This window comes from Pseudacidobacterium ailaaui, from assembly GCF_000688455.1.
GTDB lineage: Bacteria > Acidobacteriota > Terriglobia > Terriglobales > Acidobacteriaceae > Pseudacidobacterium > Pseudacidobacterium ailaaui.
Map to the genome: position 1 here is coordinate 744,764 of NZ_JIAL01000001.1, position 25,237 is coordinate 770,000.

The following is a 25,237-nucleotide window of genomic DNA, read 5'->3' on the forward strand; positions in this document are numbered from 1 at the left end:
AAACGGCAGCAGAGAATGAGGTCCGCGGCTACATCACCAACGCCACGCGTTCGAGTTCCGCCTGCATACAGTCCACCGAGCATCCTGCCTTTTCCAGGTGGAGGAGCACTTCCGGTACAAGCTCCGCTTTGACGCCATAGCCGTGCATGGCCAGGAAGGCAGTAACCAGCTCAGCGGCCTGCCGTGAATCGAGGCCGGCCTGCATCAGCTCATTGCGGAGCCGGGAGAGTTCCGATGCAGAAAACTTCTCGATCCTGTTCTGTTCCGCCATACCTGTCCCCTCTTATCGATAGACGCCCCATACTATCTGTCGTCTGCGGTAGGAGAGAAGCCCGGAGAGTCCTTTTTGTTGCTCCACGGAAAAAGATTTTCATCTTATGAGCTGGCCATTGCCGGTTCCTGGATTTGTGCCGCCTGCGCAACGATGTCTTCCGGGAAATAGGCGTTGACGACATACTGCTCCAACATGCGCTGTGTGTTGAAGAAGGAACCATTCAGTGCAATGGTAGAGCGCATGATACGGCACCACTGCTGCGGCTGCTGATAATACATCGGAAGGACCACCTGCTCCAGATGGCCATAGAGGGAACCCGCCTCGGCCGATTCATCGTCATGGTCCTGAATGGCCCAGCCAGTAACGCCCTCGATCCAGCCCTCGATCCACCATCCATCGAGGATGCTGAGACTGGGCACGCCGTTGAGGGCGGCCTTCATACCGCTGGTGCCAGAGGCCTCATAAGGCCGCTTGGGAGTGTTCAGCCATACATCCACCCCACTGACCAGAAGGGCAGCCATCTGCCATTCGTAATTTTCCAGGTACACGATCCGCAGCGAGTCGCTGCTGAGCTGACGGGCCAATTCGATGACGCGGCGGACCTTTTCCTTTCCCGGAGTGTCGGCCGGATGCGCCTTTCCGCTATAGAGGACCTGCATGGGACCATGCTCCCGCGCACACTGGACCAGACGCTCAGGATCTGTAAACAGCAGGTCAGCGCGTTTATAAGTGGCTGCGCGCCGCGCAAAACCCAGGGTAAATACGCCAGGGTCAAGACGCACGCCCGTGCGGGCGGCCACAGCATCCATCAGCGCCTGCTTGGACTGCATGTGCGCTGCGACAATTTCCTCTTCCGGGATATCAATGGCATAGCGCAGCGTAACGTTGTCCTGCTTCCAGCGCGGCATATGACGGTCGTAGAGGGACTGGAAGGCCGGCGCGGTCCAGGTGACTGCATGCACACCATTGGTGATAGCAGAAATCTCATACTCAGGAAACATGGAGCGGGACACCTTGCCGTGCTGCATGGCCACGCCGTTGACGAAGCGCGAAAAGTCCAGCGCCACATAGGTCATGTTCAGCAGACCGTCATGGACGCCGCCGTGCTGTTCCAGAAAAGACGCAATTTCGCTGCCCAGAATGCGATGGGACTGCTCCTGAGAGAAACGGTCATGTCCGGCGGGGACGGGAGTGTGGGTGGTGAAGACGCATTTCTGGCGTACCGCAGCCAGGTCCTCCGGCCGAGCAGTAGACAGCGGGGCCCCACGGAGCTGGTCTTCCACCAGGGCCACGGTCAGCAGCGCCGCATGACCTTCATTCATGTGATAGACGGCGGCCCGGAAGCCCAGCGCGTGCAGCAGGCGCACGCCGCCGATGCCAAGGATGGCCTCCTGGCGCAGACGGTAGTCTCCATCTCCTCCATAAAGATGGTCTGTCAGCACACGGTCGCGAGGGTCATTCTGCTCAAGGTCCGTGTCCAGAAAATAGATGGAGATGGAGTGCCCGGTGACGCCTTTGACGTCGTAGCGCCAGGCCCGGACGGCAATTTTGCGGCCTTCGAGCGTTACGGTGACAACAGGTTCTTCAGCGATGAGCCGGTCCTCGGGGTTCCATGGCTGCTCAGATTCTGTCTGCATCCCGCATGCGTCCAGATGCTGGCGGAAGTAGCCCTTTCTGTGTGCCAGAGTAACGGCGGCCAAGGGCAGGCCGGCATCTGCGGCCGAGCGGAGCGTGTCCCCAGCCAGGACCCCCAGACCACCGCTGTAGGTCGGCATTTCCGGAGAAACGGCAATCTCCATGGAAAAATAAGCGATTCTCGAATGACGAGAAGGATGAAGAGGAGAAAAAGGAAGGCTCATTCAGAAACGGCTCCCCATACGATTTCGTGAAGCAGTGCCCCAGAAAACCCGGTATGGATCTGTACTTTCTTCTTTCAGCAAACAGCTTTGGAATTGATTTTACCAAGCGTGTCGCGATGTTTCTGCAAAAAAGGGCCTCTGGAGCTTATTCCCTGCCGGCCCTGGCAGGTTCTTCGACGGCGTGCGCGCCCGCCGATGCGCGGCTCAGATAGATTTCCGGATGGATGCCTGTGGCTTCTTGATAACCTTCTGCCATGGTCGAGGCAAAGTCCTCCGCCCGCTCCGATTCCACCAGATTGACGGTACATCCTCCAAAGCCTCCCCCGGTGAGCCGAGCACCAATACAACCGGGTTGCTTCATGGCCAGATCCACCAGGATGTCTGCTTCCCTGCAGCTTGCCTCAAAGTCGTCGCGATAGCTGGCATGGGCCTCGGCCATGAGGCGTCCGAGCAAGGACAGATCATTTGCCTCCAGCGCCTCTGCTGCAGCAACTGTACGGGCGTTCTCTGTGATGATGTGGCGGCAGCGCTTGAGCACATTGGGGGGCATCTCGTGGCCCCACTGTTGCAGGTCTTCCATCGTGGCATCGCGCAGGAGCCGGACCTCCGGACGGTGCCGGCGCAGGATGGCAGTGCCCTCCTCTACCTCGGCGCGCCGCGTGATGTATTCTCCGCCAGCGTGGGAATGCTTGACCATGCTGTTGCAGATGACCAGGCTCAGGTGCTTTGGGACTGGTGCAAGGCGGTATTCGAGGCTGCGACAATCGAGCAGAAGTGCGTGGTCTTCGGCCCCGCAGCAGGAGACAAACTGGTCCATGATGCCGCAAGGCGCTCCAACGTAGTCGTTCTCCGCCCTCTGGCACAGCTGTGCCACCTTTTCCGGCAGCAGCGATGTTCCGGCCAGATGCAGCATGGCCATCATGCTGGCGACTTCAATCGAAGCCGAGGAACTTAACCCGGCGCCTAACGGAACGTCCCCATAAAGTGTGAGGTCGAAGCCGGGAACTGCAATGCTCTCCTCAAGCAGAGTCGCAAGCACACCCAGCGGGTAGTCGCTCCAGTGATGGGCCCCGCGCGATCCAACTTCTGCAATGGGACGGCTGACGGTTTCATCAAAATTTCTGGAGTAGATGACGGCCTGTCCATCGCGGCGCGGAGAGATGGCGGCGATGGTGGCAAAATCAATTGCGGCCGGCATCACAAACCCGTCTGCGTAATCGGTGTGTTCTCCAATCAGGTTGACTCTGCCGGGGGCAATGAAGAGGGCTGGAAGGGCCCCTGTCCGCTCCTGGTGCAATTCCTTGATAGCGCTTACATTTTTCATGAAAAACAATGTCCCCTCAGCAGAAGTCGAACTTGTTGTAATTACTCTACACCATCCACTTTCAAGGTCAGTTTCCAGCAGCGCTGCTGGTGCGGGGCAAGCTCTTGCGCGTGGCCTGCGCGGATGGCGTGCGCAAGGGAATCGCCAGGGGCCGTGCAGGGTTCGGGGGCCACGCAATACTGACGATTTTCCTTCCCCGATGGCCAGCCGCCATAGCAGATCCAGAGTCCCAAATGGGTGCAGATGTGCGGGTCAAACTGAAGTTCGACGCGGCGTCGCAGCCTGCGGCGCTCGATGGCACACCAGCCTTCCGGAGGCGCAGCGGCAAAGAGTTTGTCTCCGGTGCCGTCTTCGGGGCTGCCAGTCACGCTCAGATCGCAGTGCGTGCCATCACGGAGAGTGGTCTTCGGCCAGAGGTGTTCTGTTCCCTTCGTACCCAGGCGGCCTCTGGCGGAGCCTTCCACAACAACCTGCTTCACCGAGGGTGGAAGCACAATGCGGTCGCCAGGGTCTACGGCGAAGAGCGGATGTGCTGACCAGAGGTACGCAACGGGAGATCCGCCGGTATTTTCCACCTGATAGGCGATGTGCAGATGATTTTCTTCAAGCGTGATGGCTTTGCTGAAACGCAGCGGAAGACTGAAACCATCTGCCGAGAGGGCCACAGCGTTCTTATTTTGCGAAACAACATGCCACTCCACCTGCCAGAAGTCCCCGTGATCAGGGACCAGAGTCTTCCCCGCAGAGGTTGCCACTTCGCAGGCGGCAACCGAAGGCAGACATTCGTCCCATCCGCTGGCGTCACTGGCATCAAAAGGCATGGACCATGTGCGTGGCGCGTAGGGCCGGAGCGGCCCCTGCAGCAGTTCAGCGCCTTCCGGCCTGACCTGGATCGAAGCAATCTTTCCGCCCAAATGCGGGGCGATGACAACACGCAGATGATGGTTTTCAAGAATTACATCTCCGCTGCGCGGACCAGCCTGTTCCATATTTCGTCCACCCATCTCAGATGATCCGGCTTCATGAGCACTGAGCGCAGAACGGTGACTTTGCTCTGAGAGCAAGCATCAGGCCATTGGTCTGCGGCAAAACACTTCACCGGAAGCTGCGCCAGCGCCAGATGCAGGTCCATGGCCGCAGCCCGTTCAAAGACTTCCTGGGCACGCTGCGATGATTCCTGCAATGTATCCGCTTTCACAGCCCATACCAGAATATCCAGTTCCGGCTCTGGTCCGGGAAGAAAACGAGGGTCCTGTGCAATTTTTCTGTAGAGATAGAGGGCGGCCTGGCGACCCTGAGCAAGACTGACGGCGAATTCGCCCTCGGCATGAAGCGGAAGCAGCTTTTGTGTGGCCCACAAAGCCACTGCCGCGGCCCCGGCCCGCGAACACTCCAGGCTGATCTCGCCCAGATGGAGCTCGCTGGAGGTGAAGTAGGTGTAGGGAGAATCGTGCTTATAGAAGCGGCCGACTGTGGGGTCCCGGAAGAGCACGCAACCGCATCCATAAGGCTGGAGACCGTGCTTGTGCGGGTCCACAACGATGGAGTCGGCCTCATGAATTTTGGCGAATGCCGACGCTGCGTCTGGTCCAAGATTTGAGGCCAGCTTGAAATAGCCGCCGTAGGCCGCATCCACATGCACGCGGAAGTTATATTTTCTGCGCAGTTCGAGCACCTGCGGCAGCGGATCTACCGCACCCATGGAAGTGGTGCCCAGGGTGACGACAACGGTACCGATTTCGCCAGACTGAAGCATGGTTTCCAGCGCAGCAAGGTCCATGCGCCCGCGTGGGTCGGCTGGCACGCCCACAAACGGCAGCCCCAGCACGGCGCTGATGCGGCTGTGCGTGTAATGGGCCTGGTCAGATGCGGCAATCTTCTTCCCTGGAGCAAGCTGGCCCGCCACCCAAAGCGCTTCCAGATTGGCGAATGTTCCGCCGCTGGTGAGATGTCCCAGAAATTCTTTCCAGCCAAACATAGAAGCGATTTCGCGCACGGCCTCCATTTCCAGGCGCGAGCTGGCACGGCCCCCATCCAATGCATGATTGTTGGGGTTGATCCACATGGCCAGGGCATAGGCGGCACGCGCCACCGGATGCGGCGGTTTCAACATCTGTCCGGCATAGAGCGGATGAAAGTAAGGGTAGTTGTCTGCCATGCGGGAGACCACCTGGGCGAGTACGTTCCGCATGGCGTCCAGGGGTGCGTTGCCGGAACCGCTGGCAGGCAGGTGCGAGAACGCCTCTTGCAATTCAGGAAGAAATTCAGCCAGAAGCTGAAGCGCAGGGTCCTGTGTCATCCTAAACAGGATATCTACAAATAGGTCTCATCCACATAACACCAGCGCCAGTCCTCGCCCGGTTCAACAGACTGGATGATGGGATGCTGCGTCGTGTGGAAGTGCGCGCGGGCGTGACGATTTTTGGAAGAATCGCAACAGCCGACGTGCCCGCACTCCAGGCACATGCGCAGGTGCACCCAGCGGTCGCCGCTCTTCAGGCACTCTTCGCATCCTTTGCTGGATGGTCTTACGCGCTTCACATGGTCCTGGAGATGGGAACAGGACGCTTGCCTCATGGTTGCCTCCCGCTGTTTCCGTAGAACCATTGTGCTCCTGAAGACAGAGCGGCGGCAAAACCGGGCGTCACCGGACCTGCGGCATCTGTCCGCGCCTGGACTGAATTTCGATGTAGACATTGATGAGCGAGAGCGCGGCCGGCGTGACGCCGGGGATACGGCTGGCCTGTCCGATGGTCTGCGGACGCACACGCATCAGCTTCTCTTGCATCTCGCGCGAGAGGCCGCTGACGCTTTTGTAGTCAAACCATTCCGGGATGATGCGCTCCTCGGCCTTCTTCAGCTTTTCGATGGCCTTTCTCTGCTGGTCGAGATAGCCGGAGTATTTGATTTCTGTCTCGACGGACTTGAGTTCATTGCGAATGTGGGCAGGAAGAGGTGCTGGCCCCTCGGCCCCGTCGCTGCGCGGCGCCGGACGGGACGACCATTCAGGCTTGAGCCAGGAGGCAAAGAGCGTCTGGTCTGCACTCGACAGCTCTTCGCGGATGAGGGGAAAAAGTCCCTCAATCTTCACTTCCGGACGCTTGAGCAGCTGCGCATAGGTCTGACCAGCGATGCCGCTTCCCGACAGGTCTGGTATGAGGGCAGCGACGCGTTCAGGGTCAATCTTCTTTGTCGCCAGCAGTTTTTCGAGCGCAACAGCGCGGGCCTGCTTGGCTTCGTAGTCGGCCCAGGCTGCGTCGCTGATGAGTCCCAGACGGCGGCCATAGGGGGTCAGGCGGCGGTCAGCATTGTCAATGCGCAGGTGCAGGCGGAACTCGGCGCGCGAGGTGAACATGCGGTACGGCTCATTGGTGCCCTTGCTGATGAGGTCGTCAATCAGGATGCCGGTGTAGGCCTCGGTCCGGTCGAGCGTGAAGGGCTGCTCGCCCTTGACGTAGAGGGCGGCGTTGATTCCCGCCATGATTCCCTGGCAGGCGGCCTCCTCATAACCCGAGGTCCCGTTGATCTGGCCGGCAAGGTAGAGGCCCTGAAACTTCTTCACCCGCAGGCTGCGGTCCAGCTCGGTTGGATCGATGGCGTCGTACTCGATGGCGTAACCGGGACGCAGCATCTCAGCATTCTCCAGGCCCGGGATGGAATGGACGATCTGCCATTGCACTTCCATCGGCAGCGAGGTGGACATGCCATTTACGTAGACCTCATGCGTGTTCAGCCCCTCCGGCTCCAGGAAAAACTGGTGCTGCTCCTTGTCCGGAAACTTGACCACCTTGTCTTCAATCGACGGGCAGTAGCGCGGGCCGATGGCCTGGATTTGTCCGGAATACATGGGCGAACGGTGCACATTCTCGCGGATGAGGCGCAGCGTCTCCGGCGTGGTGTAGGCGATGTGGCAGGAGATCTGCTTCTGCCGGATCTCTTTTGTGCGGAAGCTGAAGGGGGTCGGCTCAGGGTCCCCGGGCTGCTCTTCAAATTTCGACCAGTCGATGGTGCGTCCGTCAAGGCGCGGCGGAGTACCGGTCTTCAGGCGGCAACCGCGCAGGCCGAGGCGCTTCAGGGCCTCTCCCAGCAGGACGGAAGGCGGCTCCCCGCTGCGGCCGGCCGGATAATTTTCTTCGCCGCAGTGGATGAGGCCGTTAAGGAATGTTCCGGTGGTAATGACGACTGCCCCGGCACGAACGAGGCGGCCATCGCGCAGCCGGACGCCGCTGCACCGGCCCGATGCAGCATCTTGCCCGCTGGCTGAACTTTCAGCAAAGACAACGTCGGCAACTTCCGCCTGTTTGATAAACAGATTGGGCTGCGATTCGAGCACTTCGCGCATTTTGACGCGGTACTGCTGCTTGTCGCACTGGGCGCGGGGCGACCAGACCGCGGGGCCGCGCGAGGTGTTTAGAAGACGGAACTGGATGCCGACCGCATCGGCGACTTCGCCCATGATTCCGCCAAGGGCGTCCACTTCGCGGACAAGATGGCCTTTGGCGATGCCTCCGATGGCCGGGTTGCAGGACATCTGGGCGATGAGATCAAGGTTCAGCGTGAACAGGGCGGTGCGCAGGCCCATGCGGGCCGCGGCCATGGCCGCCTCGCAGCCGGCATGTCCGGCCCCAACCACGACGACATCGTACTGTTCCGTGAAAGGCATGAGAGCGATGCTTCTGCCTCTATTTTATGGGAACTGCTCTCTGCCAGGAAAAGAAAGCGGCGGCCGAGGCCGCCGCTGAGTGAAGGCATTCGAGGGAAGAATCAGAAATCCAGTTTCATTCCCAGCTGGACCTGACGCTGGCTGTATACAAAGTTAGAGTTGGAGTTTGTGACCGCGCCAAAACCGGTTGCATTCACGCCGACACCGGTTTTGGACTGATACACGAGCGTATTCGTTGAAGAGTTCAGCGAATATGCCGTGCTGTAGATTCCCGTCACATTCTGGTGATTGGCCACGTTGAAGACCTCGCCGAGCAGTTCGAGATTGAAGCGTTCGCTGAAGCGCAGGTCCTTCTGCAGGCGAAGGTCCAGGTCCATGGTCCTGGGCATCTGGTAGGTGTTGCGCCCGATCTGCGGGAACCAGGAAGAAGACCCGGAGCCGATGATTCCGGAAGCAGCCGCACCGGAGAGTGTGCCACTGAAGCTGGCCGAGTAAGGCAGGCCATTCTGCGCCTGGAAGATGGGGTTCAGGTGCCAGCCATTCGTAAAATACTTCACCCAGCTGGTGGCCGCCCCCGGGTAGTTGAGCAGGGCCCAGGCCACGAAGCGGTTGGGCACATTCAGGTTTGAGTTGCCATAGTTGGCGCGCGGGTCGCCCCAAGGGTCAAACCAGTTGTTCGCGGTGGGCGCTGTGCTCTGGTTTTGGTTGAAGTCCAGTGCGTGGGCCCATGTGTAGTTGACGTCAAACTGGGCATACTTATTGCCGCGGTTTTGGATGTCCGCCACCATGCCGTGATAGCTGGCGTTGATGTTGCTGATGACCTCTGTGACGCTGCCATAGCTGGGGTTGATGTAGGAGCGGGTGTAATACGTGGTCGGAATCTGCGTACCACAAGCCAGCGGACCACATGTCCCGTCCTTCCCTGCAACGACAGTCAGCGTTGCCGTCTTTTTGGTAGCAGGGTTCAGGTTGAGATTGAGGAAGTTGGGCAGCTCACGAGACAACGCCCCCAAATAGCTGAGCGAGAAGACCGTCCCGTGTCCGATTTCCTGTTGCACACTGAAGTCGAACTGATGGACCTGTGGCACCTGGAAGTTTTTCGCAAAGTAGTCGAGGCTGGGCGTGGGGAAGGTCCCGTTGGCAATGACCTGCGGAAAAGCAGGGGCACCGGCCGAGACCTTCTGCCCATAAATTGAGGGGATGGTGTACTGCCCGAGCGGGCTGCCCGTGCCCTCATACGTGTTCAGAATGATGCCATTGAGGTTGCGCCCATAGTAAATTCCATAACCAGCATGGACGACGGTGTGGCCCGTGCCATAGGGGTCCCAGGAGAGGCCAATGCGCGGACCAAAGTTGTTGGTATCGCTGGGATGGTTGGCTGTGGGGGCATAGTAGTTGACTTCAGTCTTGAGCAGGGTCGGGAATGGTGGCGGCACGTGCTCATAGTCATAGCGCACGCCCAGGTTCAACGTCAGGCGTGGCGTCAGCTTCCAGTCGTCCTGCACGAAGAACCCATAGTCCATTGTCGTGATGGTGAACTTGGGCGTGCCAAAGCCCTGGGTGAATCCGTAATAGCAGGGGTAGCTGCCGCGGCCCATCTGGGACTGGGAGCTGTCGCAGGTGCCATTCGGGGCCAGGATGTCGGCAAAGAAATCCGAGAAGTACGTGTAGGTATAGACGCCGTTGCTCTCATAGAGATTGTTGATGGTGTCGGCGTTGCGTACAATGTCGAATCCGAATTTGATGTTCTGGTTCCCATGCGTCCAGTTGGCCGTGTCGCCAAGCTGTGTCTTGCGCTCGTCCGGATAGGCAAGGCGGAAGGAATAATAGGGCATACCGGCGGTAAAGCCGTTGTTATTGGTGCCGCTGCTGGAACCATAGATGGCAAGCTGGACCGGAGTACCGGTGGCGTTGTTCAGGTAACTCCTGGTAAAGCTTGAGTAAGGCTGCTGGCCTTCGTCGTCCAGCTCACGCCCGTACTGGAAGCGGAGCTCATTGGAGAGCGAGGGAGAAAAGAGGCTGGCCAGTTCGGCGAGTCCGTAGTCGAGCTTTACGAAGTCAGTGCCGAAGGTATCAATCGCATAATTGTTGGATGTCTGCGTCTGCACGCCGCCGGGCGAGTCCCAGCGCAGGCGATGGAAGAGGAAGCTGGCATGGTGCTTCTGGTTGATCTGCCAGTCCAGCTTGGGAGTATTCAGCACTTCGTCGCCGGTGCGTGGAGTGGCCCCGAGATCGTCGAGCAGTCCGGGATTGTTGAGTCCAGTGAGGGAAGAAACTGCCTTGCCATAGAGGAGCTGATTGTACATTGCGGCAGCAGTGCTGTAGTTGCCGCCATAGACACGCCAGGCCAGCGCACAGGCGTTCATGTCCCCGAGAGAGGTGCTGCCGTTCAGAGAGGCCTTGGTAGCCGTAGCGGTGCAGGTGACCCCAGAAGGCAAGGTGAGATCAGCATACTGGTTAAAGAAAGCGGAGGGCGATGCCGGTTTTGCCACGCCGGGAAAATTGCGCCGATACTGGTCATAGGCATAGAACCAGAAGAGCTTGTCCTTGATGAGTGGGCCGCCGGCGCCAAAGCCCCAGCGCTTGCGCCAGTCCTTGGGCTGGAAAGGGACCCCGGTGATAATGTTCGGCGCGCCTCCTGCAGGATTGGCAGTAATGCCGGTGTAGGTGGTAAAGGGGTTCAGCGCGCCCCAGTCATTATCACGATCATAAAAATAGGCCTGACCATGAATCTCGTTTGTACCGCTCTTGGTGACGGCATTGAGCACACCGCCAGCAGCACGTCCGTATTCTGCAGAATAAACGCCAGTATTGACCTGAAACTCCTGGATGGCAATCTGTGAGGTGGAGTAGCCTTCGCGGGTGCGTCCGCGCTCTTCTGAGAAGAATGCCTGATTGTCGTCCGCGCCATCAATCTCAACGTTATTCATCAGCGGGCTGATGCCGCGAAAGCTAATCAGTCCGAAGCCGTTGGCGTCAGAAGTAGCGCCCGGTGTGAGCAGCGCCAGGTTGGACCAGCGACCGCCGTTCAGAGGCAGATCGAGGATTTGCTTGGTGGTCAGCGTGGTGGAGATTTCCGGCGACTCAAACTTAAGCAGCGGGGCCTCAGAGGTGACCACCACGGACTGGGAAACCGAACCTGCCGTGAGGACCGGATGGAGTTCGGTGAGTGAGCCGACGGTGACGGCAACCGTATCGGCTTTGTAATCACCAAAGCCGGGCGAACTTACCGTTACCGTATAGACGCCGGGAGAAAGCAGGGGGGCCTTGAAATAGCCGCTGTTGTCGGTGGTCAGGACCGTTTCAGCATTGGTGCCGTTGTTGTGGATGGTGACCTTTGCGTTGACGACTGCTGAACCGCTGGAGTCCTCTACCGTTCCAGCAATGGCGCCCTCAGTCGTACTTTGGGCATGCGCCATGGGTAAGAATCCGAACAAGAGCGCAAAACAAAACAGGAACATCCCTGCGCCCAGGGACCGACGTTGAAGCATAACTGGCTCTCCTCAAAAGAAAAAACTTGGCGTTTTAGCAGGAGGCGAAAATCCTGCGCAGCTTTCGGGCGCCTCTGGGGGAGGTCTCACGTGCGCGGCCCGAAACAGCCAAAATTAGCGTCTCACAGTTGCGTTACAAACTCGTAAACGCCTGGCCTTTCTGGCGGGAATCATAGCAAAAGGCAGCGGTGAGAAGAAATGACTATTTCAAATCTTTATGATGGCTAAAAATGCAGCCTGAGGGCGAACTGAACCTGGCGTTCTCGGTAGAGCGTGGTGCTGTTGGAGTTGGTGATGGTGCCGAAGCGTGGTTGTCCGTTGGCCCCGCTCAGGAAGGTAAGGTGGGCGGTGTCGTTCTCGGTTTTGAGATTGCTGATGGAATAGCCGATGGTATCCACGCTGGTAGCATTCTGGTGGTTCAGCACATTGAAGACTTCGCCCAAAATCTCCAATGTGCAGCGGTCGCCCAGCCGGGTGGTTTTGGAAAACCGCGCATCCACGTTATAGACGCGAGGATAGCGAAAGGTATTGCGTCCGACGGTGGGCAGGCGATTGTCTCCCCCAGAGCCGTTGATGCTGGCACCGAGTCCTTCGACCTGATAGCCGGCGTCGGTAATGACCCCGGTGCCTCCGGCAGAAAGACAGGCCGGGGCATAGTCGAAGATGAGCGCGTTTTGATAGGAACACGCCGGGGCCGGAATGGAGCCGGTCGTCCGCATGGTAAAAGGAAGGCCGGTGCGGAGCTCGGCCGTGGGGGCCAGACGGTATCCATTGGCCAGATGGCCCCAGATTCCATGCAGGTCCCAGGGTGCATGCAGTACAGCGCCTCCGGTGATGCGGTGGCGAATATCAAAGCTGGAATTGCCGTATTCAAGCCGAAAGTTCGTGGGGTCGAGCACATCGTTCAGGTCGGCAAAGGTGCTCTCGTTCTGGTTGAAATCGATGGCGTGGGCGTAAGTGTAGCTGCCGTGAAGGTCGAGGACGCGCGATCGGTGAGCCAGTCGCATGACCCCGGCCTGATACCAGGAGTTGGTTTCCGTGAAGATGTCGGTGATCTGCTGATAATTAGGGTTGATGCGTTTGGCAAAGAAGTTCGTAGTGTAGGTACCTTTGAGCGGCCCCTTCCCGGTCGCGTCATCAATGATGTAAGTGATGCGCTGCACGGCAGAGAGGTCGATATTTGTGTCCACAAAGTTGGGCAATTCGCGGCCAGTACTGCCCATGTAGGTCAGTGTCAGGACGGTCTTGTGCCCAAGGTCCTGTTCCAGGGAGAGCTCGGTCTGGTGGACCTGCGGGTTTTGCGCGTGCGGGTCAAAATATACGGCGTTGGGCTTGACGGCCAGCACCGGATTGCTGCTGAAGACATAGGGAAAGGGCGGGGCCCCGGCGTCCCGCGGGCGATAAAAATACGTTCGTTGACTGTGTGCGGACCCGGTAGCGGTGAGCGCAGTAAAGGCCGTCGAGTTGATGATGCGGCCGTAATACATGCCGTATCCGGCGCGCAGGACGGTATGGCCTTTGCCTAAGATGTCCCAGGCCAGGCCCAGGCGCGGGCCGAAGTTGTTTTTGTCATGGGGGAGGGCGGCAGTCTGAGGAATGTCCGGATTCACCAGGTTCCTGTTGGTATCGGGAAGCTGTTCATATTCATAGCGGACCCCCAGAGAAAGCGTCAGACCGTGGCCCAGCTTCCACTCGTCGGAGACAAACCCGGCGTAGTCGGCGGTCTGGAACTGGAAGGTCGTCGGGCCAACTCCCTGCTCAAACCAGGAATAACAAGGCAGGTTGCCGGCCCCGGTGGTGGTCCCGGAGCAGTGGCCGGGAGAGTAGTAATCCGCAGCAAAATCGAGGACATTGGCATAGTCATAGACGCCATTCTGGGCATAGAGATTGTTGCTGTAGTCGGTCACATAGTTAAGGTCGTATCCAAACTTGAAGACATGGCTGCCGCGGACCCAGGTCACCATGTCCACAAACTGATGAAGGCGCTCGTCAGGATAAGCAGGGCGGTCGAGAAATGCCGGCTTACCAAAACGAAAGCCGGAGCTCGATGGCGCAATTGAGATTTGCGGCGCGTGTCCGTAGACATTTCGGGAAAGGCTTTGCTCAAAAGGTGCTGGCGGAGCGGCAAACTCAGATTCCGTATCGCGCCCGTACTGATAGCGCATCTCATTGAGCAGGTTTGCGCTGAGAAAGTATTGCCAGCGCGCAAGGCCCCAGTCTTCTTTTACGAAATCGTTGCCGAAGCTGGCGATGCCATAGGTTTCCGAGGCCCCAGTCTGAGCACCATTGAGCGAGTTCCAGCGCATGTGGTTGTACTGGAAGGTCAGGTGATGGCGCTCGCCCATCTGCCAGTCAATCTTGGGAAAGAAAATGATCTGATTGCCGTTGCGAGGAACATTGCCCAGCAGAGTGTTGAGGCCATTGAGCAGCTTGTTGTAGCTGGCAAGCGCCTGCTCGTATGTCTGCTGAATACGGGCGGCAAGCGTCTGGACCTGTGAAGAGGTCGGCGTTTCAAAGAACTTCTGTGGATCATCAGCCCGGGCAATGGCAGGAAAGTTACGCCTGTACTGGTCATAGGCGAAGAACCAGAAGAGCTTTTCTCTTCGGATGGGGCCTCCGGCGCTCAGTCCCCATTGGCGGCGCGTGTCCTCGGGCTGAAAGGGAGAGGTGATGAATTGGCCGTCGGCATTCCGCGTGGTGATGGTGGTGAATGGGTTGATCGCAGAAAGGTCCCGGTCGCGATTGTAGAAGAACAACTCACCGTGGACCTGGTTGCCTCCGCTTTTGGTAACGGTATTGACGACCCCTCCTGCGGCGCGTCCATATTCGGCAGAGAAGTTCGACGTGTTTACCTGAAATTCGCGCACGGCAGCCTGCGTGGTGGAATAGCCAATGCGGGTCCGTCCGCGCTCTTCGGAAAAAAAGGCCTGGTTGTTGTCCGCACCATCGATGGTGTTGTTGTTGAGCAGAACACTAATACCGCGAAAGCTGAGCAGGCCATAACCGTCCTGGTCCGGGGTGACGCCGGCCGCAAGCAGGGCAAAACTGGACCAACGGCGGCTGTTCGAGGGCAGATTTTCGATTTGGTCCTGAGTGATGTTCTCTGAGACGGCGGCGGTGGTGGTGTCAATCTGGCTGGCGTCGCCGCTGACGCGCACGGTGGTCTGGGCGGTCCCCACGGCAAGCTGCGGGACAATGTGCGTCAGGCGGCCAACTTCCACGGTGAGTGACGACGCCATCCAGGGGGCGAATCCATCGGCGCCCACCATCAGCGTGTAGGTCCCTGGGGGCAGCTCTTCAAAGAAGAAGCGTCCGGCCTCGCTGGCCGTCAGATTGCGCTCAAATCCGGTAGAGGGGTTGCGTAAGGCAAGCTGGGCATGGGCAATGACGCGGCCTTCAGCGTCAAGCACCGTCCCGGCAATGGCGCCGGCGGTGTTTGACTGGGCACCGGCCCATCCGGAAGACAACAGCAGCAGGCACAACAAAACGAAGCGCAGCCTCAAGCAGCTCTTCTCCAGGCAGAGGAGTCAAGGCCAGGAAGCCCCCAGGCCCAAAAATCCCGCAGACAAAGCAGACTGTCTGCGAGCACAACCAAGGTTTACCGACGAAGTTGCTTCCGAGATTACGTGATTCGTTAGACTAAACAAGAGAAATGTTTATCGACGAGGCAAGAATCCGGGTAAAAGCCGGTGACGGTGGTAATGGCTGCGTGGCCTTCCGCCGGGAAAAATTTGTGCCGCGCGGCGGTCCCTCTGGCGGAGACGGCGGACGCGGCGGCGATGTGATTATGGAAGCTAGCCAGCGGCACAACACGCTGGTGCACTTCCGGTTCAATCCTGAACACAAGGCCGAGCGCGGACGACACGGCGAGGGGTCCAACTGCACCGGGCGCGATGGCGAAAGCATTGTGCTGAAAGTACCGGTCGGCACCATGCTCTACGACGATGAGACCGGCGAGCTGGTGCACGACTTCCAGACGCCCGATGAGCGCATTGTAATTGCCCGCGGCGGACGCGGCGGACGCGGCAACCAGCACTTTGCCACCCCTACGCACCAGGCCCCGCGCGAGCATGAGCCAGGACGTCCGGGCGAGGAGCGGCGCTATCGTCTGGAGTTGAAACTGCTGGCCGATGTGGGACTGGTGGGCTATCCCAACGTGGGTAAATCGACACTCATCTCCAGGATTTCAGCCGCAAAGCCAAAGATTGCGGACTATCCCTTTACCACGCTGGAGCCAAATCTTGGGGTCGTAACGATTGGCGCAGCTCCGTATGAAGAGAGCTATGTCGTAGCGGACATTCCCGGGCTGATTGAAGGCGCAAGCCACGGCGCTGGACTCGGTGTGCAGTTCCTGCGCCATATTGAGCGCACACGTCTGCTGGCGCATCTGGTAGACGTTTCCGACGCCAGCGGAAGGCCCGACCCGGTGGAAGACTTCAAAGTAATTCAGGGGGAGTTACAGAGCTTTGGCCACGGTCTGGATGAGAAGCCCATGATCGTCGTTGCGGCCAAGGCCGATGTGGCCAATCCGGAGAAGCTCAAAAAGCTGCAAACCATGGCGAAGCGGCGGAAGATGCCGTTTTATGTGATTTCTGCGGTTACAGGCGAGGGCGTTGATGCGTTGAAGTATGCCATGGGCGAGCGGGTGCGGGAGTTGCGGAGTCCGAAGGAAACAGTTTCCTAGGGGCAATCGTCACCCCCCGGCAACTGCCCCCAGAATGATGAACGGCTCTTTGCCCTGAATCACGGCTTCGGGCAGAACGGTGTCCGGTGGTTCGTGGGAGAGGTCTTCCTGGCAGGCAAAGAAGCGCAGAAAGGCGCGGCGTTGCTTCGTCGTATGATCCCGGATGGTCCCGCGCAGGACCGGGTACTTTGCCTCCAGAGCATCGAGCACGGACGCCAGCGTCGCCGTGGCTGCCACGTCGAGCAACACCTCATCTTTTACCTGCGCCAGCGTGCGCAGGTGCTGCGGGAGTATGACACGGACCATGCTCACGCTGCCTGATCATAGGCGCGCTGCAGGTCGGCAAGAATGATCTTGTCCATCTTCATCATGGCCTGCATGACTGCACCTGCTTTTCGCGGATTTGGATCGCCCATCAGCTGGCCCAGCAGGGCAGGAACGATCTGCCACGATATCCCGAACTTGTCCTTGAGCCATCCGCAGCGGCCCGGCTGGCCCCCCTCAGAGAGCTTCTCCCAGAGATGGTCTACTTCCTCCTGCGTCTCGCAATTCACCAGAAAAGAAACCGCTTCTGTGAACTGGAAGATGGGGCCGCCGTTCAGTGCCTGAAACTTCTGGCCCTCCAATTCAAAACTCATCAATAGCACCTTCCCGTTCCTTGTCGAGGCGCTCAGGACCCTGCCATTCCTGAAGATGGACAGGTAATGGTCTACAGCCTCTTCGGCTTGATCCTGAAACCACAGGAATGGTGTGATTCCTCGTATCATGATCTACTCCAGCGTTTGTACTTCCACGGAAAGAACGGGCGGCAGATGGCTGACGATGGGGAACCATGAGTCGCCTGCATCTGCTGAGGCGAACACCTGTCCTCCAGTCGTGCCGAAATAGATACCGCACTTGTCCAGGCGGTCTACGGACATAGCGTCGCGCAATACATTGACATAGCAGCTACTCTGCGGAAGACCTTTGGTCAGGGGCTCCCACTCGTTTCCCCCGCAGCGGCTACGGAAGACCTGAAGTTTGCCGTCCAGCGGATAATGCTCCGAATCACTTTTGATTGGAACAACGTAAATGGTCTCCGGCTCGTGCGCATGCACATCAATCACAAAGCCGAAATCTGTAGGCAGGTTCCCGCTGACCTCGCTCCAGGAATCGCCAGCATTGTCACTACGCATGACGTCCCAGTGTTTCTGCATAAAGAGCCGGTTTGGATGCTCGGGATGCATGGCAATGTGGTGCACACAGTGTCCGACCTCGGCGTCCTCATCAGGAAGAAACTGCGAGCGCAGACCGCGGTTGATGGGCGTCCATGACTTGCCGCCGTCGTCAGTGCGGAAGGCGCCTGCGGCAGAAATGGCAACATACATACGCTGCGGATTGCCGGGGTCAAGGATGATGGTGTGCAGGCACATGCCGCCAGCCCCAGGTTGCCAGCGCGGACCTGTACCATTGCCGCGCAGTCCGGGCAGTTCATGCCAGGAGTGCGCGCCGTCCGTCGAGCGGAAGATGGCCGCATCTTCGACTCCGGCAAAGACCGTGTCCGGGTCTGTAAGCGAAGGTTCCAGATGCCAAACACGCTTAAATTCCCAGGGATGCTGTGTGCCGTCATACCACTGGTGGGTCGTCAAAGGAGTGCCGCTTTCCGTCGAGGTATCGTAGACAAAACGGTTGCTCTCACCGATGGGAAAGCCCTCCGGCGATCTTCCCACCCCGCCTCCCGGCGTTTCCCAGGTCTTCCCGCCGTCGCTGGAGCGCTGGACCACCTGCCCAAACCAGCCGCTGGTCTGCGAAGCATAGATGCGGTCCGGATCGACCGGTGAGCCTTTCATGTGGTAGATCTCCCAGCCCGCGAAATGCGGGCCGCTGATCTCCCACTTGTCGCGCTTGCCGTCGGCGGTAAGAATGAATGCGCCTTTCCGCGTCCCCACCAGCACTCTGACTTTGCTCATCTTCCCTCCTCTGTTCTGCGCGCAAACCACGGCAACAAGGGCGTTGGGTCGCGCTGCTCCCAGCGCCGCCGGACCTCATTTAAAAGGCCCTCGCGGTCCTTGGCCATCTCGGCAATCACAGCACAGGGCACGCCTGTTCTTTCATGACGTGCACCCCAGATCAGCAGCTCCAGCATGACCGGCGCAAGATCAATGCCCTTTTCTGTCAGCCGGTAATTCAGCTTTCGCCTGTCTGCTTCATCTACTTCCGTCTGGACGATCCCTGCGGCCTCAAGCCTCCTGAGCCGGTCCGCCAGAATATTGGTGGCAATGCCTTCCCCGGAGGCAAGAAATTCGTTGTACCGCCGGAACCCCTTCACCATCAAATCGCGCACAATCAGCAATGACCACCGGTCGCCAAAGACCTCCAAGGCAATGCTGACCGGACACCCCGACCTGTTTTCTCTTTCTGACTTGGCCTTTCCAGGCACGCCCACCACCCTATCAGGATTTACTTTTCTTTTGCAAGTATTTTATCGCCGACAGAAGACCCATGGTCGTCCCGTCTTTGTGGAAGTCCCTCAGCAACAGATGACACAATAGTCTTTATGAGCGAAAAACAGGCTGTTTCTACCCCTCAGGCCCCTGCGGCCATCGGCCCATACTCGCAGGCGGTGCGCAGCGGCGATTTTCTTTATACCTCTGGGCAAGTGGGACTCGATCCCGTGAGCGGGAACGTGGTTGCGGGCGGAGTCGAGGCCCAGACCACGCGTGCCATCGAAAACCTGAAGGCAGTGCTCGAAGCTGCGGGGACCAGTCTTAACAACGTGGTAAAGACAACGGTCTTTCTCAAAAACATGGCCGATTTCGCCGCTATGAATGCGATTTACAGCACGTATTTTGCGCCCGATGGCGTTGTCCCTCCGGCACGTTCCACAGTGGAGGTGGCGCGACTGCCCAAAGATGCTCTAGTAGAGATAGAAGCCATTGCCCGGATCTGACCATCCAAGCAAGAGAGGACACCTTATGGCTGTTGAAAAAATCCATCGCACAGAGGAAGAATGGCGTAGGCTGCTGACTCCGGAGCAGTATCACATCACGCGTGAAAAGGGCACCGAGCCTCCGTTTACCGGAAAGCTGTATTACAACCACGAGGACGGCATCTACCGCTGCGTGGCTTGCGGCGCGGACCTGTTTACATCGGACAAGAAATTCGAGTCTGGCAGCGGATGGCCCAGTTTCTGGCTGCCTGCCAATACGGAAGCCGTCGAGACCCACGAAGACCTTAGTCACGGCATGCGCCGGGTGGAAGTCACCTGCGCCCGCTGTGGCGCACATCTGGGCCACGTGTTTCCTGATGGTCCGCAACCGACCGGGCTGCGCTACTGCATCAACTCAGCGGCACTCACATTTGAGAAAGCGTAGCAGGCCAACACCATCCCGTGTGCTTGGATGCTGAATTTTCGCGGGTGCTTTGATGCTGATTTTGCGAAAGTTTGAACACAATTGAGGCGGAGTTTCGCGATTCTGACTAAGGTGAGGATGTGCTCTGCTGTACCTCGGTTGACCTCAGCTTGCAGTATATATTTACTGCATTCGCAGTGTAGTTCTACTGCGACTTTTTCTCTGGTGGGCCCGGAGGGATTCGAACCCCCAACCAAGGGATTATGAGTCCCCTGCTCTGACCATTGAGCTACAGGCCCGGAAGGCGGGATGCTTTGCGGTGATGCTTTTTTATTTTATCTGAAAGAAGAAGATGCCCTGCCGTTCTGTGGTCCCGGCAGGGCCCCCTCAGCGTCAGAAGCGCAAAAAGGCTGAAAACTGATAGACCCGTGGCTGGTTGGCCTGCGAGGTAATCTGGCCGAATGCCTTGTTGGTCCAGTCGGTGCTCGGAGCACTGTAAACAGGATGATTCAGTGCGTTGATGGCCTCGCCGCGGAACTGGAGCTGGGTCTCTCGCCAGACGGCGAAGTTTCTTTGCACACCGGCGTCAAACTGGTTCAAGAAATCGGCCCGCAGCCCATCAAAACGGATGGGAAAAGTGCGAACCTGGTAGGAGTTCGGCAGCACACCGGGACAAAGGTTCGTAGTGCAGCCGGAGGAGCTGGTATTGGTCAGCCAGTTGGCGATGTTGAACCAGTATCCGGCTTGTCCGGGCTGGATGGACTTCTTATAACCACCACGCCCCCAGGCTGAATTTACTGGATTGCTCCCGGTGTACACCGGACTGGTGCTTTCCGGATTAAAGGACAAAGGCTGCCCGCTTTGGACCTGATAAAGCCCCTGCATCTGCCATCCGCTAATGATGGCGCGCACCACAGCGTTGCTTTGGTTGAAAAACCGCCGCCCCGTTCCGAAGGGAAATTCATAAATGCCGGAGAGGGCCAGGCGGAAGGTGCGATCGTTTGCGGAAAGCCCATACCAAGGTTTTGCGTCGGAAGCATTCAGATACTGCGTGGCATCCATTGTTTTTGACCAGGTGAAGGCCGAGGTAAAAGATGCACCATTGGTGAAGCGTCGCAACATCATGGCCTGCAACGAGTGGTAGTTTGACATCCCATTGTTTGTATATGCCGTAACCCCTGTAAATTCCGGATAAGGCAACAGCAGTTGCGCCACGCTCGTTGTCTTGGAGGATCCCAGCGAAACGGTACTGGGAAGGACTTTATAGAAGGGATTCGGAACGCTGGCCACTAGTTCCTTATACACAGCGTTATCGAATTCATTGGTCACGCGGGAGAGATACTGCTGCGGAATCGCGTCAAACTGCTGGCTGACAGGCAGATGAAGACCGTGATTGCCCACATATCCCACCATGGCCACCCAGGAACCAAACTGGTGCTGGACATCCAAACTCCACCGCTGGTTATAGATGGTCTTTGGGTTTGTAGGCTGGAAGCTGACAGACTGGCCCAGGAACGTTTCCAATCCGAGAGAGCTGCCAGTAGGCTGTGCAATTCCATTGGGAAAGGGATTGGCCAAAGTGCTGGGGAAGGTCAGTCCATTGTCCGGGGTCGCGCTCTGCGTGGTGGTTGCACTGAAGCCTTGCTGATAAAGCAGAAAGGTGGTTGTGGATCCGGCATTTCCGCCCGACATATAAAAGGTCTGCAGGGAATCATCGAAGATCCCGTATCCGGCATGCAGCACGGAATTCTGCTCAAACCGGTAGGAAAGCCCAACGCGAGGAAGCAGATTGAGGACCTGCGAGCGATAGAGCTGACGTCCAAATCCGTTCTGGTCAGCAAAACGCAGGCCGCCATTGACCTGAAACTGTCCGGGGGCCGGGAGCACCGAGGGATAGGACGCTGCATTTTTTGCATAGTTGGTCTGTGCGGCAGAGGCCACAGGATTGGTTGCGGCAAAATCAAAATAAGTATTGGCCTTGAAATTCCGCTCAGAGAGAGGCCCTTCATATTCCCAACGCAGTCCAGCATTGAGCGTCAGGTTGGGCAGGGCCTTCCAGTCATCCTGCAGCCAGCCCGCCATGTAATTGGAGCGTGAAGCAAAATCAGCGTTGATGGTGATGTAGGAAGTATCAACAATGCCACTTTCCAATTCCGCCAGGCTCTGCCCGATGGACTGGGCCGAAGTATTGCTGTTGGCCGTAGCATATTTTCCCGTTGCATTATAGCGACCATTGGACTGCGCCGTGGAACCGCCATTGGTGTTGTACATACGGTATTCAAAACCGGCCCGCAGGAAGTGATTACCCAGCTCATGGCTTATCTGGATGGACGCCATGGTGACATCGTCATGAGAAAGCACGCCGCTGTCGGAATTCAACGAGGTATATCCGGTCGCATCGATGCGTGGGAAAGCATTGGCTGCTGGGGGAAGTCCGTTCACCAGATAATCCGGCATTCCCAGATCCGTGGCATTCAGCAGGCCCTGTGAGGGAAGCACGTTCTGGTTCACAAAACGGGTCCAAGTCAGATGCATGTCCAGCAGGGTCAGGGGCGAGAGTGTCCATGTGTCGCCCAAGGCAATGCCATGGTTGAGATATGTCAGTGTTGTTCCGGAAACGGGGAAAAAGTATGCATTCTTGTCCTTTTGCATGCGGCGGCTCCAGACAATATGCCCGAAGATGTTCTGGCTGGGAGTGGGATTGTAGTCAATGCGTCCAGCCAGCGCATAGTAATAGTCGGGTTCGCGCGCGGCATACGAATAGTTGTTGCTTCCATCCGAATTTCCGGGAGCATTCGGTTTCGGCCAATAGGAGAGGATCTTTTGCGCAATAGAACTGATGTTGGTCACCTGGTTGTTGGGATAGGGGTTCCGGCATACCTCCGTCCCACTGCTGCTGCACAGGTGCCCGCTCAAAGGGTTGTAGATCTGCCATGTATTCGTGGTACCCGCAGGATGCTTTGTATCCAGCGCATAGAGGGCAGAGAAATCCCCTTGCCGCTCTGCCAAAGTGGGGACCGTCTGCACAAGAACATTCGGGTTCCCGGCGCGGCTGTGCTCCCATCCGAAAAAGAAAAATGCCTTCTGCTTCCAGATTGGCCCGCCCAGGTCAGCACCTTCGCGGATCCAGGAGGGCTTGGCTGCCGAGCTTGAATTGCCAATGGTCCAGGTGTTTGCATTGATGCTCGGGTCCTGATAATAGACAAACGCGCCACCATGGAATTGGTCTGTGCCTGATTTCAGGCTGACATTCACAAAGCCGCCGGAGGAATGCCCTTCTGTGGCGTCATAGCTTGCTGTCTCCACCCGGTATTGGTTGATCATCTCGGTGGAGGGCGTATAGGCAGAGAGGCGGATGCGATTGTCAGGAGCGCCGTCCAGTCGGTATTCGAGGGAATTCAACGCAGACCCATTGACGGAAACATTCGCCGTGCTGCTGTCATAGGTGTGGATGTTGGGATTGACGCCTGAGGGCAGAATTCCGGGCGCCAGGACCTCAAGCGAAAACGGGTTGCCATAGATCAAAGGCAGCTCCTGAATGCTGCGCTGCTCAACCACGAGTCCCACGGAGGGTGAGGTGGTCGACATGTTCTGGATGCCTGCGGTGACCTGCACAGTTTGCGAGGCAGAGCCCAATTCAAGAGCAATGTCCTGCTCATTTGTGGCATTCACGTCGACCACAACGTGCGTCCGCTGCATCTGCTTAAAGCCTGGATGTGTAATGGAAAGCGTGTAGGACCCCGGATTTAGGGCCTGAAAGAGGTAGTCGCCTGCGCTGTTTGTAACCGTACTCTGTATGACACCGGTGGCTTCGTTTTTCAGTTCAACGGTCACATTCGGTACGACTGCGCCAGCAGCGTCGGTGACTTTTCCGCCGATACTACCACGGTCCGCCTGCGCCCAGGCACAAAGGGAAAGTAGCAAGCAGAGCGAGAGCCTCAAGATTTTCTGAAAGAAAGCGTCCATTTTTAGCCTCAAAAAGAACCTTGATTTCCTAGAGGTCTGACCACTTACGAGACGAGGGGCGACCTTAGGTCCGAACACATTCTCTGCCTTTTTTGTCTGGGTTGAGAATGCGTGCGCCATCGTATTTCGATAAACAATGGGTTGTCAAGAAGGAAATACCCGCGGCAAGAAATCCTGAGAAAGCGGAGGAGGTGTTGATCTGTGGTCAGTCCATAACTCGAACCAGGATGTTATGAGGTAGTATCTTTGCTGCACGGGGAGGAAGCAGCAGGAGGGGATGCGGGGGAAGCTGGGCCGGAGAACAGGAAAGTGCGGAGAAAGAAAAAGCCCGCTCCTTTGAGCGGGCTTTTTCTTAAGAATTATGCCGGCGATCACCTAATCTCCCACACAGTTTCCCGTGCAGTACCATCGGCCCAGCGAGGCTTAACTTCCGTGTTCGGGATGGGAACGGGTGTGACCCTCGCGGTATGGTCACCGGCAAACTTGAGGCGCTTGGCGGGCTGTTTCTCCCGCAGCCAGATGGCGTCAACGGACGATTTTTTCCGGACGCGATAGGGCAAACTGGCGCCATAACGACAAAGGAACAAACTTTGTCGAAAGAAATATCTCACAACGAAACCGATTGGTTTGCTCACAAGGCCTGTTGAATTTGTCTGCGATAAAAACTGCACAGAATTAATTCTATGGACAAGCCGAACGGGCGATTAGTACTGGTAAGCTGAACGCATTACTGCGCTTTTACCTCCAGCCTATCAACCAGATGGTCTTTCTGGGCCCTTCAGGGAGATCTCATCTTGGGGCGTGCTTCCCGCTTATATGCATTCAGCGGTTATCACAACCGAACTTCGCTACCCAGCCGTGCCCTTGGCAGGACAACTGGAACACAAGAGGTTCGTCCATCCCGGTCCTCTCGTACTAAGGACAGCCCCCCTCAAATCTCCTACGCCCACAGCAGATAGGGACCGAACTGTCTCGCGACGTTCTGAACCCAGCTCACGTACCGCTTTAATAGGCGAACAGCCTAACCCTTGGAACCTTCTACAGCTCCAGGATGCGATGAGCCGACATCGAGGTGCCAAACCGGAGCGTCGATATGAACTCTTGGCTCCGATCAGCCTGTTATCCCCGGCGTACCTTTTATCCGTTGAGCGATGGCCCTTCCATACAGAACCACCGGATCACTAAGGCCTGCTTTCGCACCTGCTCGACTTGTAGGTCTCACAGTTAACCACTCTTATGCCTTTGCACTCGACGGCTGATTTCCAAACAGCCTGAGAGTAGCTTCGCGCGCCTCCGTTACAATTTGGGAGGCGACCGCCCCAGTCAAACTACCCGCCTAACTATGTCCCTCTCCCGGATGACGGGAGGAGGTTAGAATCACAGCACTCACAGGGTGGTATCTCACCGGTGGCTCCCCAAGCCCGAAAGCCTGGGTTCAAAGCCTCCCACCTATCCTGCGCAGTGAGAGCCATAATTCATAGTTAAGGTGTAGTAAAGGTGCACGGGGTCTTTCCGTCTAGCTGCGGGTAACCGGCATCTTCACCGGTACTACAAGTTCGCCGAGCAACTCGTTAAGACAGTCGCACGATCGTTACGCCATTCGTGCAGGTCGGAACTTACCCGACAAGGAATTTCGCTACCTTA

17 protein-coding genes, 1 tRNA gene and 2 rRNA genes (1 of these 20 only partly in view) are annotated in these 25,237 nt (G+C 57.7%); 3 read left to right on the forward strand and 17 right to left on the reverse strand.

Annotation, left to right across the window (positions count from 1 at the left end):
- Positions 1 to 28: 28 nt before the first annotated feature.
- From N655_RS0103440 to N655_RS0103480, 9 genes are all read right to left on the reverse strand, one after another.
- Positions 29 to 271 carry a hypothetical protein gene (locus N655_RS0103440; protein WP_026441868.1) on the reverse strand — a complete coding sequence of 81 codons (243 nt, stop codon included), beginning with the start codon at positions 269 to 271 and terminating at the stop codon, positions 29 to 31.
- Positions 272 to 375: 104 nt separating this feature from the next.
- Complete coding sequence (gene glgP / locus N655_RS17115; RefSeq protein ID WP_044933911.1) at positions 376 to 2,133, reverse strand: alpha-glucan family phosphorylase; 1,758 nt, start codon at positions 2,131 to 2,133, stop codon at positions 376 to 378.
- 145 nt (positions 2,134 to 2,278) lie between these two features.
- A complete protein-coding gene (gene galK / locus N655_RS0103450; RefSeq protein ID WP_044933914.1) occupies positions 2,279 to 3,457 on the reverse strand; it encodes a galactokinase in 1,179 nt (392 codons plus the stop codon).
- A gap of 41 nt (positions 3,458 to 3,498) precedes the next feature.
- Entirely contained in the window at positions 3,499 to 4,446 is a 948-nt protein-coding gene (locus tag N655_RS17120; protein WP_049961230.1) for an aldose epimerase family protein, read from the reverse strand.
- Positions 4,413 to 5,756, reverse strand: a complete 1,344-nt coding sequence (locus N655_RS0103460; RefSeq protein ID WP_026441870.1) for a pyridoxal phosphate-dependent decarboxylase family protein — start codon at positions 5,754 to 5,756, stop codon at positions 4,413 to 4,415. The genes N655_RS17120 and N655_RS0103460 overlap by 34 nt, the downstream gene beginning before the upstream one ends.
- Before the next feature lie 14 nt (positions 5,757 to 5,770).
- Positions 5,771 to 6,034 (reverse strand): UBP-type zinc finger domain-containing protein, encoded by a 264-nt coding sequence (locus N655_RS20205; RefSeq protein ID WP_081823782.1) that lies wholly within the window; start codon positions 6,032 to 6,034, stop codon positions 5,771 to 5,773.
- Between the two features lie 67 nt (positions 6,035 to 6,101).
- The gene (gene mnmG / locus N655_RS0103470) at positions 6,102 to 8,120 is read right to left on the reverse strand and encodes a tRNA uridine-5-carboxymethylaminomethyl(34) synthesis enzyme MnmG (RefSeq protein ID WP_026441872.1); all 2,019 of its coding nucleotides are present in this window, start codon (positions 8,118 to 8,120) and stop codon (positions 6,102 to 6,104) included.
- Positions 8,121 to 8,221: 101 nt separating this feature from the next.
- The gene (locus N655_RS0103475; RefSeq protein WP_049961231.1) at positions 8,222 to 11,611 is read right to left on the reverse strand and encodes a TonB-dependent receptor; all 3,390 of its coding nucleotides are present in this window, start codon (positions 11,609 to 11,611) and stop codon (positions 8,222 to 8,224) included.
- Positions 11,612 to 11,835: 224 nt separating this feature from the next.
- On the reverse strand, positions 11,836 to 15,114 hold the full coding sequence (locus N655_RS0103480; protein ID WP_026441874.1) for a TonB-dependent receptor: 3,279 nt from the start codon (positions 15,112 to 15,114) through the stop codon (positions 11,836 to 11,838).
- A gap of 149 nt (positions 15,115 to 15,263) precedes the next feature.
- Here N655_RS0103480 and obgE point away from each other — a divergent pair, with 149 nt between their 5' ends.
- A complete protein-coding gene (gene obgE, locus N655_RS0103485) occupies positions 15,264 to 16,295 on the forward strand; it encodes a GTPase ObgE (protein ID WP_026441875.1) in 1,032 nt (343 codons plus the stop codon).
- Positions 16,296 to 16,304: 9 nt separating this feature from the next.
- On the opposite strand, the gene N655_RS0103490 is transcribed toward obgE, so the two are convergent.
- Genes N655_RS0103490 through N655_RS0103505 form a run of 4 tightly spaced genes read right to left on the reverse strand, consistent with a single transcriptional unit; the run spans position 16,305 to position 18,654 of the window.
- A complete protein-coding gene (locus N655_RS0103490; RefSeq protein ID WP_026441876.1) occupies positions 16,305 to 16,601 on the reverse strand; it encodes a MoaD/ThiS family protein in 297 nt (98 codons plus the stop codon).
- Between the two features lie 2 nt (positions 16,602 to 16,603).
- Positions 16,604 to 17,062, reverse strand: a complete 459-nt coding sequence (locus tag N655_RS0103495; RefSeq protein ID WP_069955802.1) for a VOC family protein — start codon at positions 17,060 to 17,062, stop codon at positions 16,604 to 16,606.
- A gap of 3 nt (positions 17,063 to 17,065) precedes the next feature.
- The gene (locus N655_RS0103500) at positions 17,066 to 18,244 is read right to left on the reverse strand and encodes a WD40/YVTN/BNR-like repeat-containing protein (RefSeq protein WP_026441878.1); all 1,179 of its coding nucleotides are present in this window, start codon (positions 18,242 to 18,244) and stop codon (positions 17,066 to 17,068) included.
- A complete protein-coding gene (locus N655_RS0103505; protein ID WP_238324463.1) occupies positions 18,241 to 18,654 on the reverse strand; it encodes a winged helix-turn-helix transcriptional regulator in 414 nt (137 codons plus the stop codon). The genes N655_RS0103500 and N655_RS0103505 overlap by 4 nt, the downstream gene beginning before the upstream one ends.
- 177 nt (positions 18,655 to 18,831) lie before the next feature.
- On the opposite strand from N655_RS0103505, the gene N655_RS0103510 reads away from it, so the two are divergent.
- On the forward strand, positions 18,832 to 19,224 hold the full coding sequence (locus tag N655_RS0103510; RefSeq protein ID WP_026441880.1) for a RidA family protein: 393 nt from the start codon (positions 18,832 to 18,834) through the stop codon (positions 19,222 to 19,224).
- 25 nt (positions 19,225 to 19,249) lie between these two features.
- Positions 19,250 to 19,648 carry a peptide-methionine (R)-S-oxide reductase MsrB gene (gene msrB, locus N655_RS0103515; RefSeq protein WP_026441881.1) on the forward strand — a complete coding sequence of 133 codons (399 nt, stop codon included), beginning with the start codon at positions 19,250 to 19,252 and terminating at the stop codon, positions 19,646 to 19,648.
- Positions 19,649 to 19,850: 202 nt separating this feature from the next.
- Here msrB and N655_RS0103520 read toward each other — a convergent pair.
- The 4 genes from N655_RS0103520 to N655_RS0103535 all read right to left on the reverse strand — a co-directional run.
- Positions 19,851 to 19,926 (reverse strand) — tRNA-Ile (locus N655_RS0103520).
- A 94-nt stretch (positions 19,927 to 20,020) separates the two neighbouring features.
- Positions 20,021 to 23,551 (reverse strand): TonB-dependent receptor, encoded by a 3,531-nt coding sequence (locus N655_RS0103525; RefSeq protein ID WP_162173481.1) that lies wholly within the window; start codon positions 23,549 to 23,551, stop codon positions 20,021 to 20,023.
- A 404-nt stretch (positions 23,552 to 23,955) separates the two neighbouring features.
- Positions 23,956 to 24,072: ribosomal RNA gene (gene rrf, locus N655_RS0103530) — 5S ribosomal RNA — on the reverse strand.
- A 204-nt stretch (positions 24,073 to 24,276) separates the two neighbouring features.
- Positions 24,277 to 25,237 (reverse strand): 23S ribosomal RNA (locus tag N655_RS0103535); it runs 1,960 nt beyond the window's last position.

Excerpts from the sequence above, each read along its gene's own strand:
- msrB (WP_026441881.1), top strand. The coding sequence starts at position 19,250 with ATGGCTGTTGAAAAAATCCATCGCACAGAGGAAGAATGGCGTAGGCTG.
- N655_RS0103510 (WP_026441880.1), top strand. The coding sequence starts at position 18,832 with ATGAGCGAAAAACAGGCTGTTTCTACCCCTCAGGCCCCTGCGGCCATC.
- N655_RS0103490 (WP_026441876.1), bottom strand. The coding sequence starts at position 16,601 with ATGGTCCGTGTCATACTCCCGCAGCACCTGCGCACGCTGGCGCAGGTA.
- N655_RS17120 (WP_049961230.1), bottom strand. The coding sequence starts at position 4,446 with ATGGAACAGGCTGGTCCGCGCAGCGGAGATGTAATTCTTGAAAACCAT.
- N655_RS0103475 (WP_049961231.1), bottom strand. The coding sequence starts at position 11,611 with ATGCTTCAACGTCGGTCCCTGGGCGCAGGGATGTTCCTGTTTTGTTTT.
- obgE (WP_026441875.1), top strand. The coding sequence starts at position 15,264 with ATGTTTATCGACGAGGCAAGAATCCGGGTAAAAGCCGGTGACGGTGGT.
- N655_RS0103500 (WP_026441878.1), bottom strand. The coding sequence starts at position 18,244 with ATGAGCAAAGTCAGAGTGCTGGTGGGGACGCGGAAAGGCGCATTCATT.
- mnmG (WP_026441872.1), bottom strand. The coding sequence starts at position 8,120 with ATGCCTTTCACGGAACAGTACGATGTCGTCGTGGTTGGGGCCGGACAT.
- galK (WP_044933914.1), bottom strand. The coding sequence starts at position 3,457 with ATGAAAAATGTAAGCGCTATCAAGGAATTGCACCAGGAGCGGACAGGG.
- N655_RS0103460 (WP_026441870.1), bottom strand. The coding sequence starts at position 5,756 with ATGACACAGGACCCTGCGCTTCAGCTTCTGGCTGAATTTCTTCCTGAA.
- glgP (WP_044933911.1), bottom strand. The coding sequence starts at position 2,133 with ATGAGCCTTCCTTTTTCTCCTCTTCATCCTTCTCGTCATTCGAGAATC.
- N655_RS0103495 (WP_069955802.1), bottom strand. The coding sequence starts at position 17,062 with ATGATACGAGGAATCACACCATTCCTGTGGTTTCAGGATCAAGCCGAA.
- N655_RS0103440 (WP_026441868.1), bottom strand. The coding sequence starts at position 271 with ATGGCGGAACAGAACAGGATCGAGAAGTTTTCTGCATCGGAACTCTCC.
- N655_RS20205 (WP_081823782.1), bottom strand. The coding sequence starts at position 6,034 with ATGAGGCAAGCGTCCTGTTCCCATCTCCAGGACCATGTGAAGCGCGTA.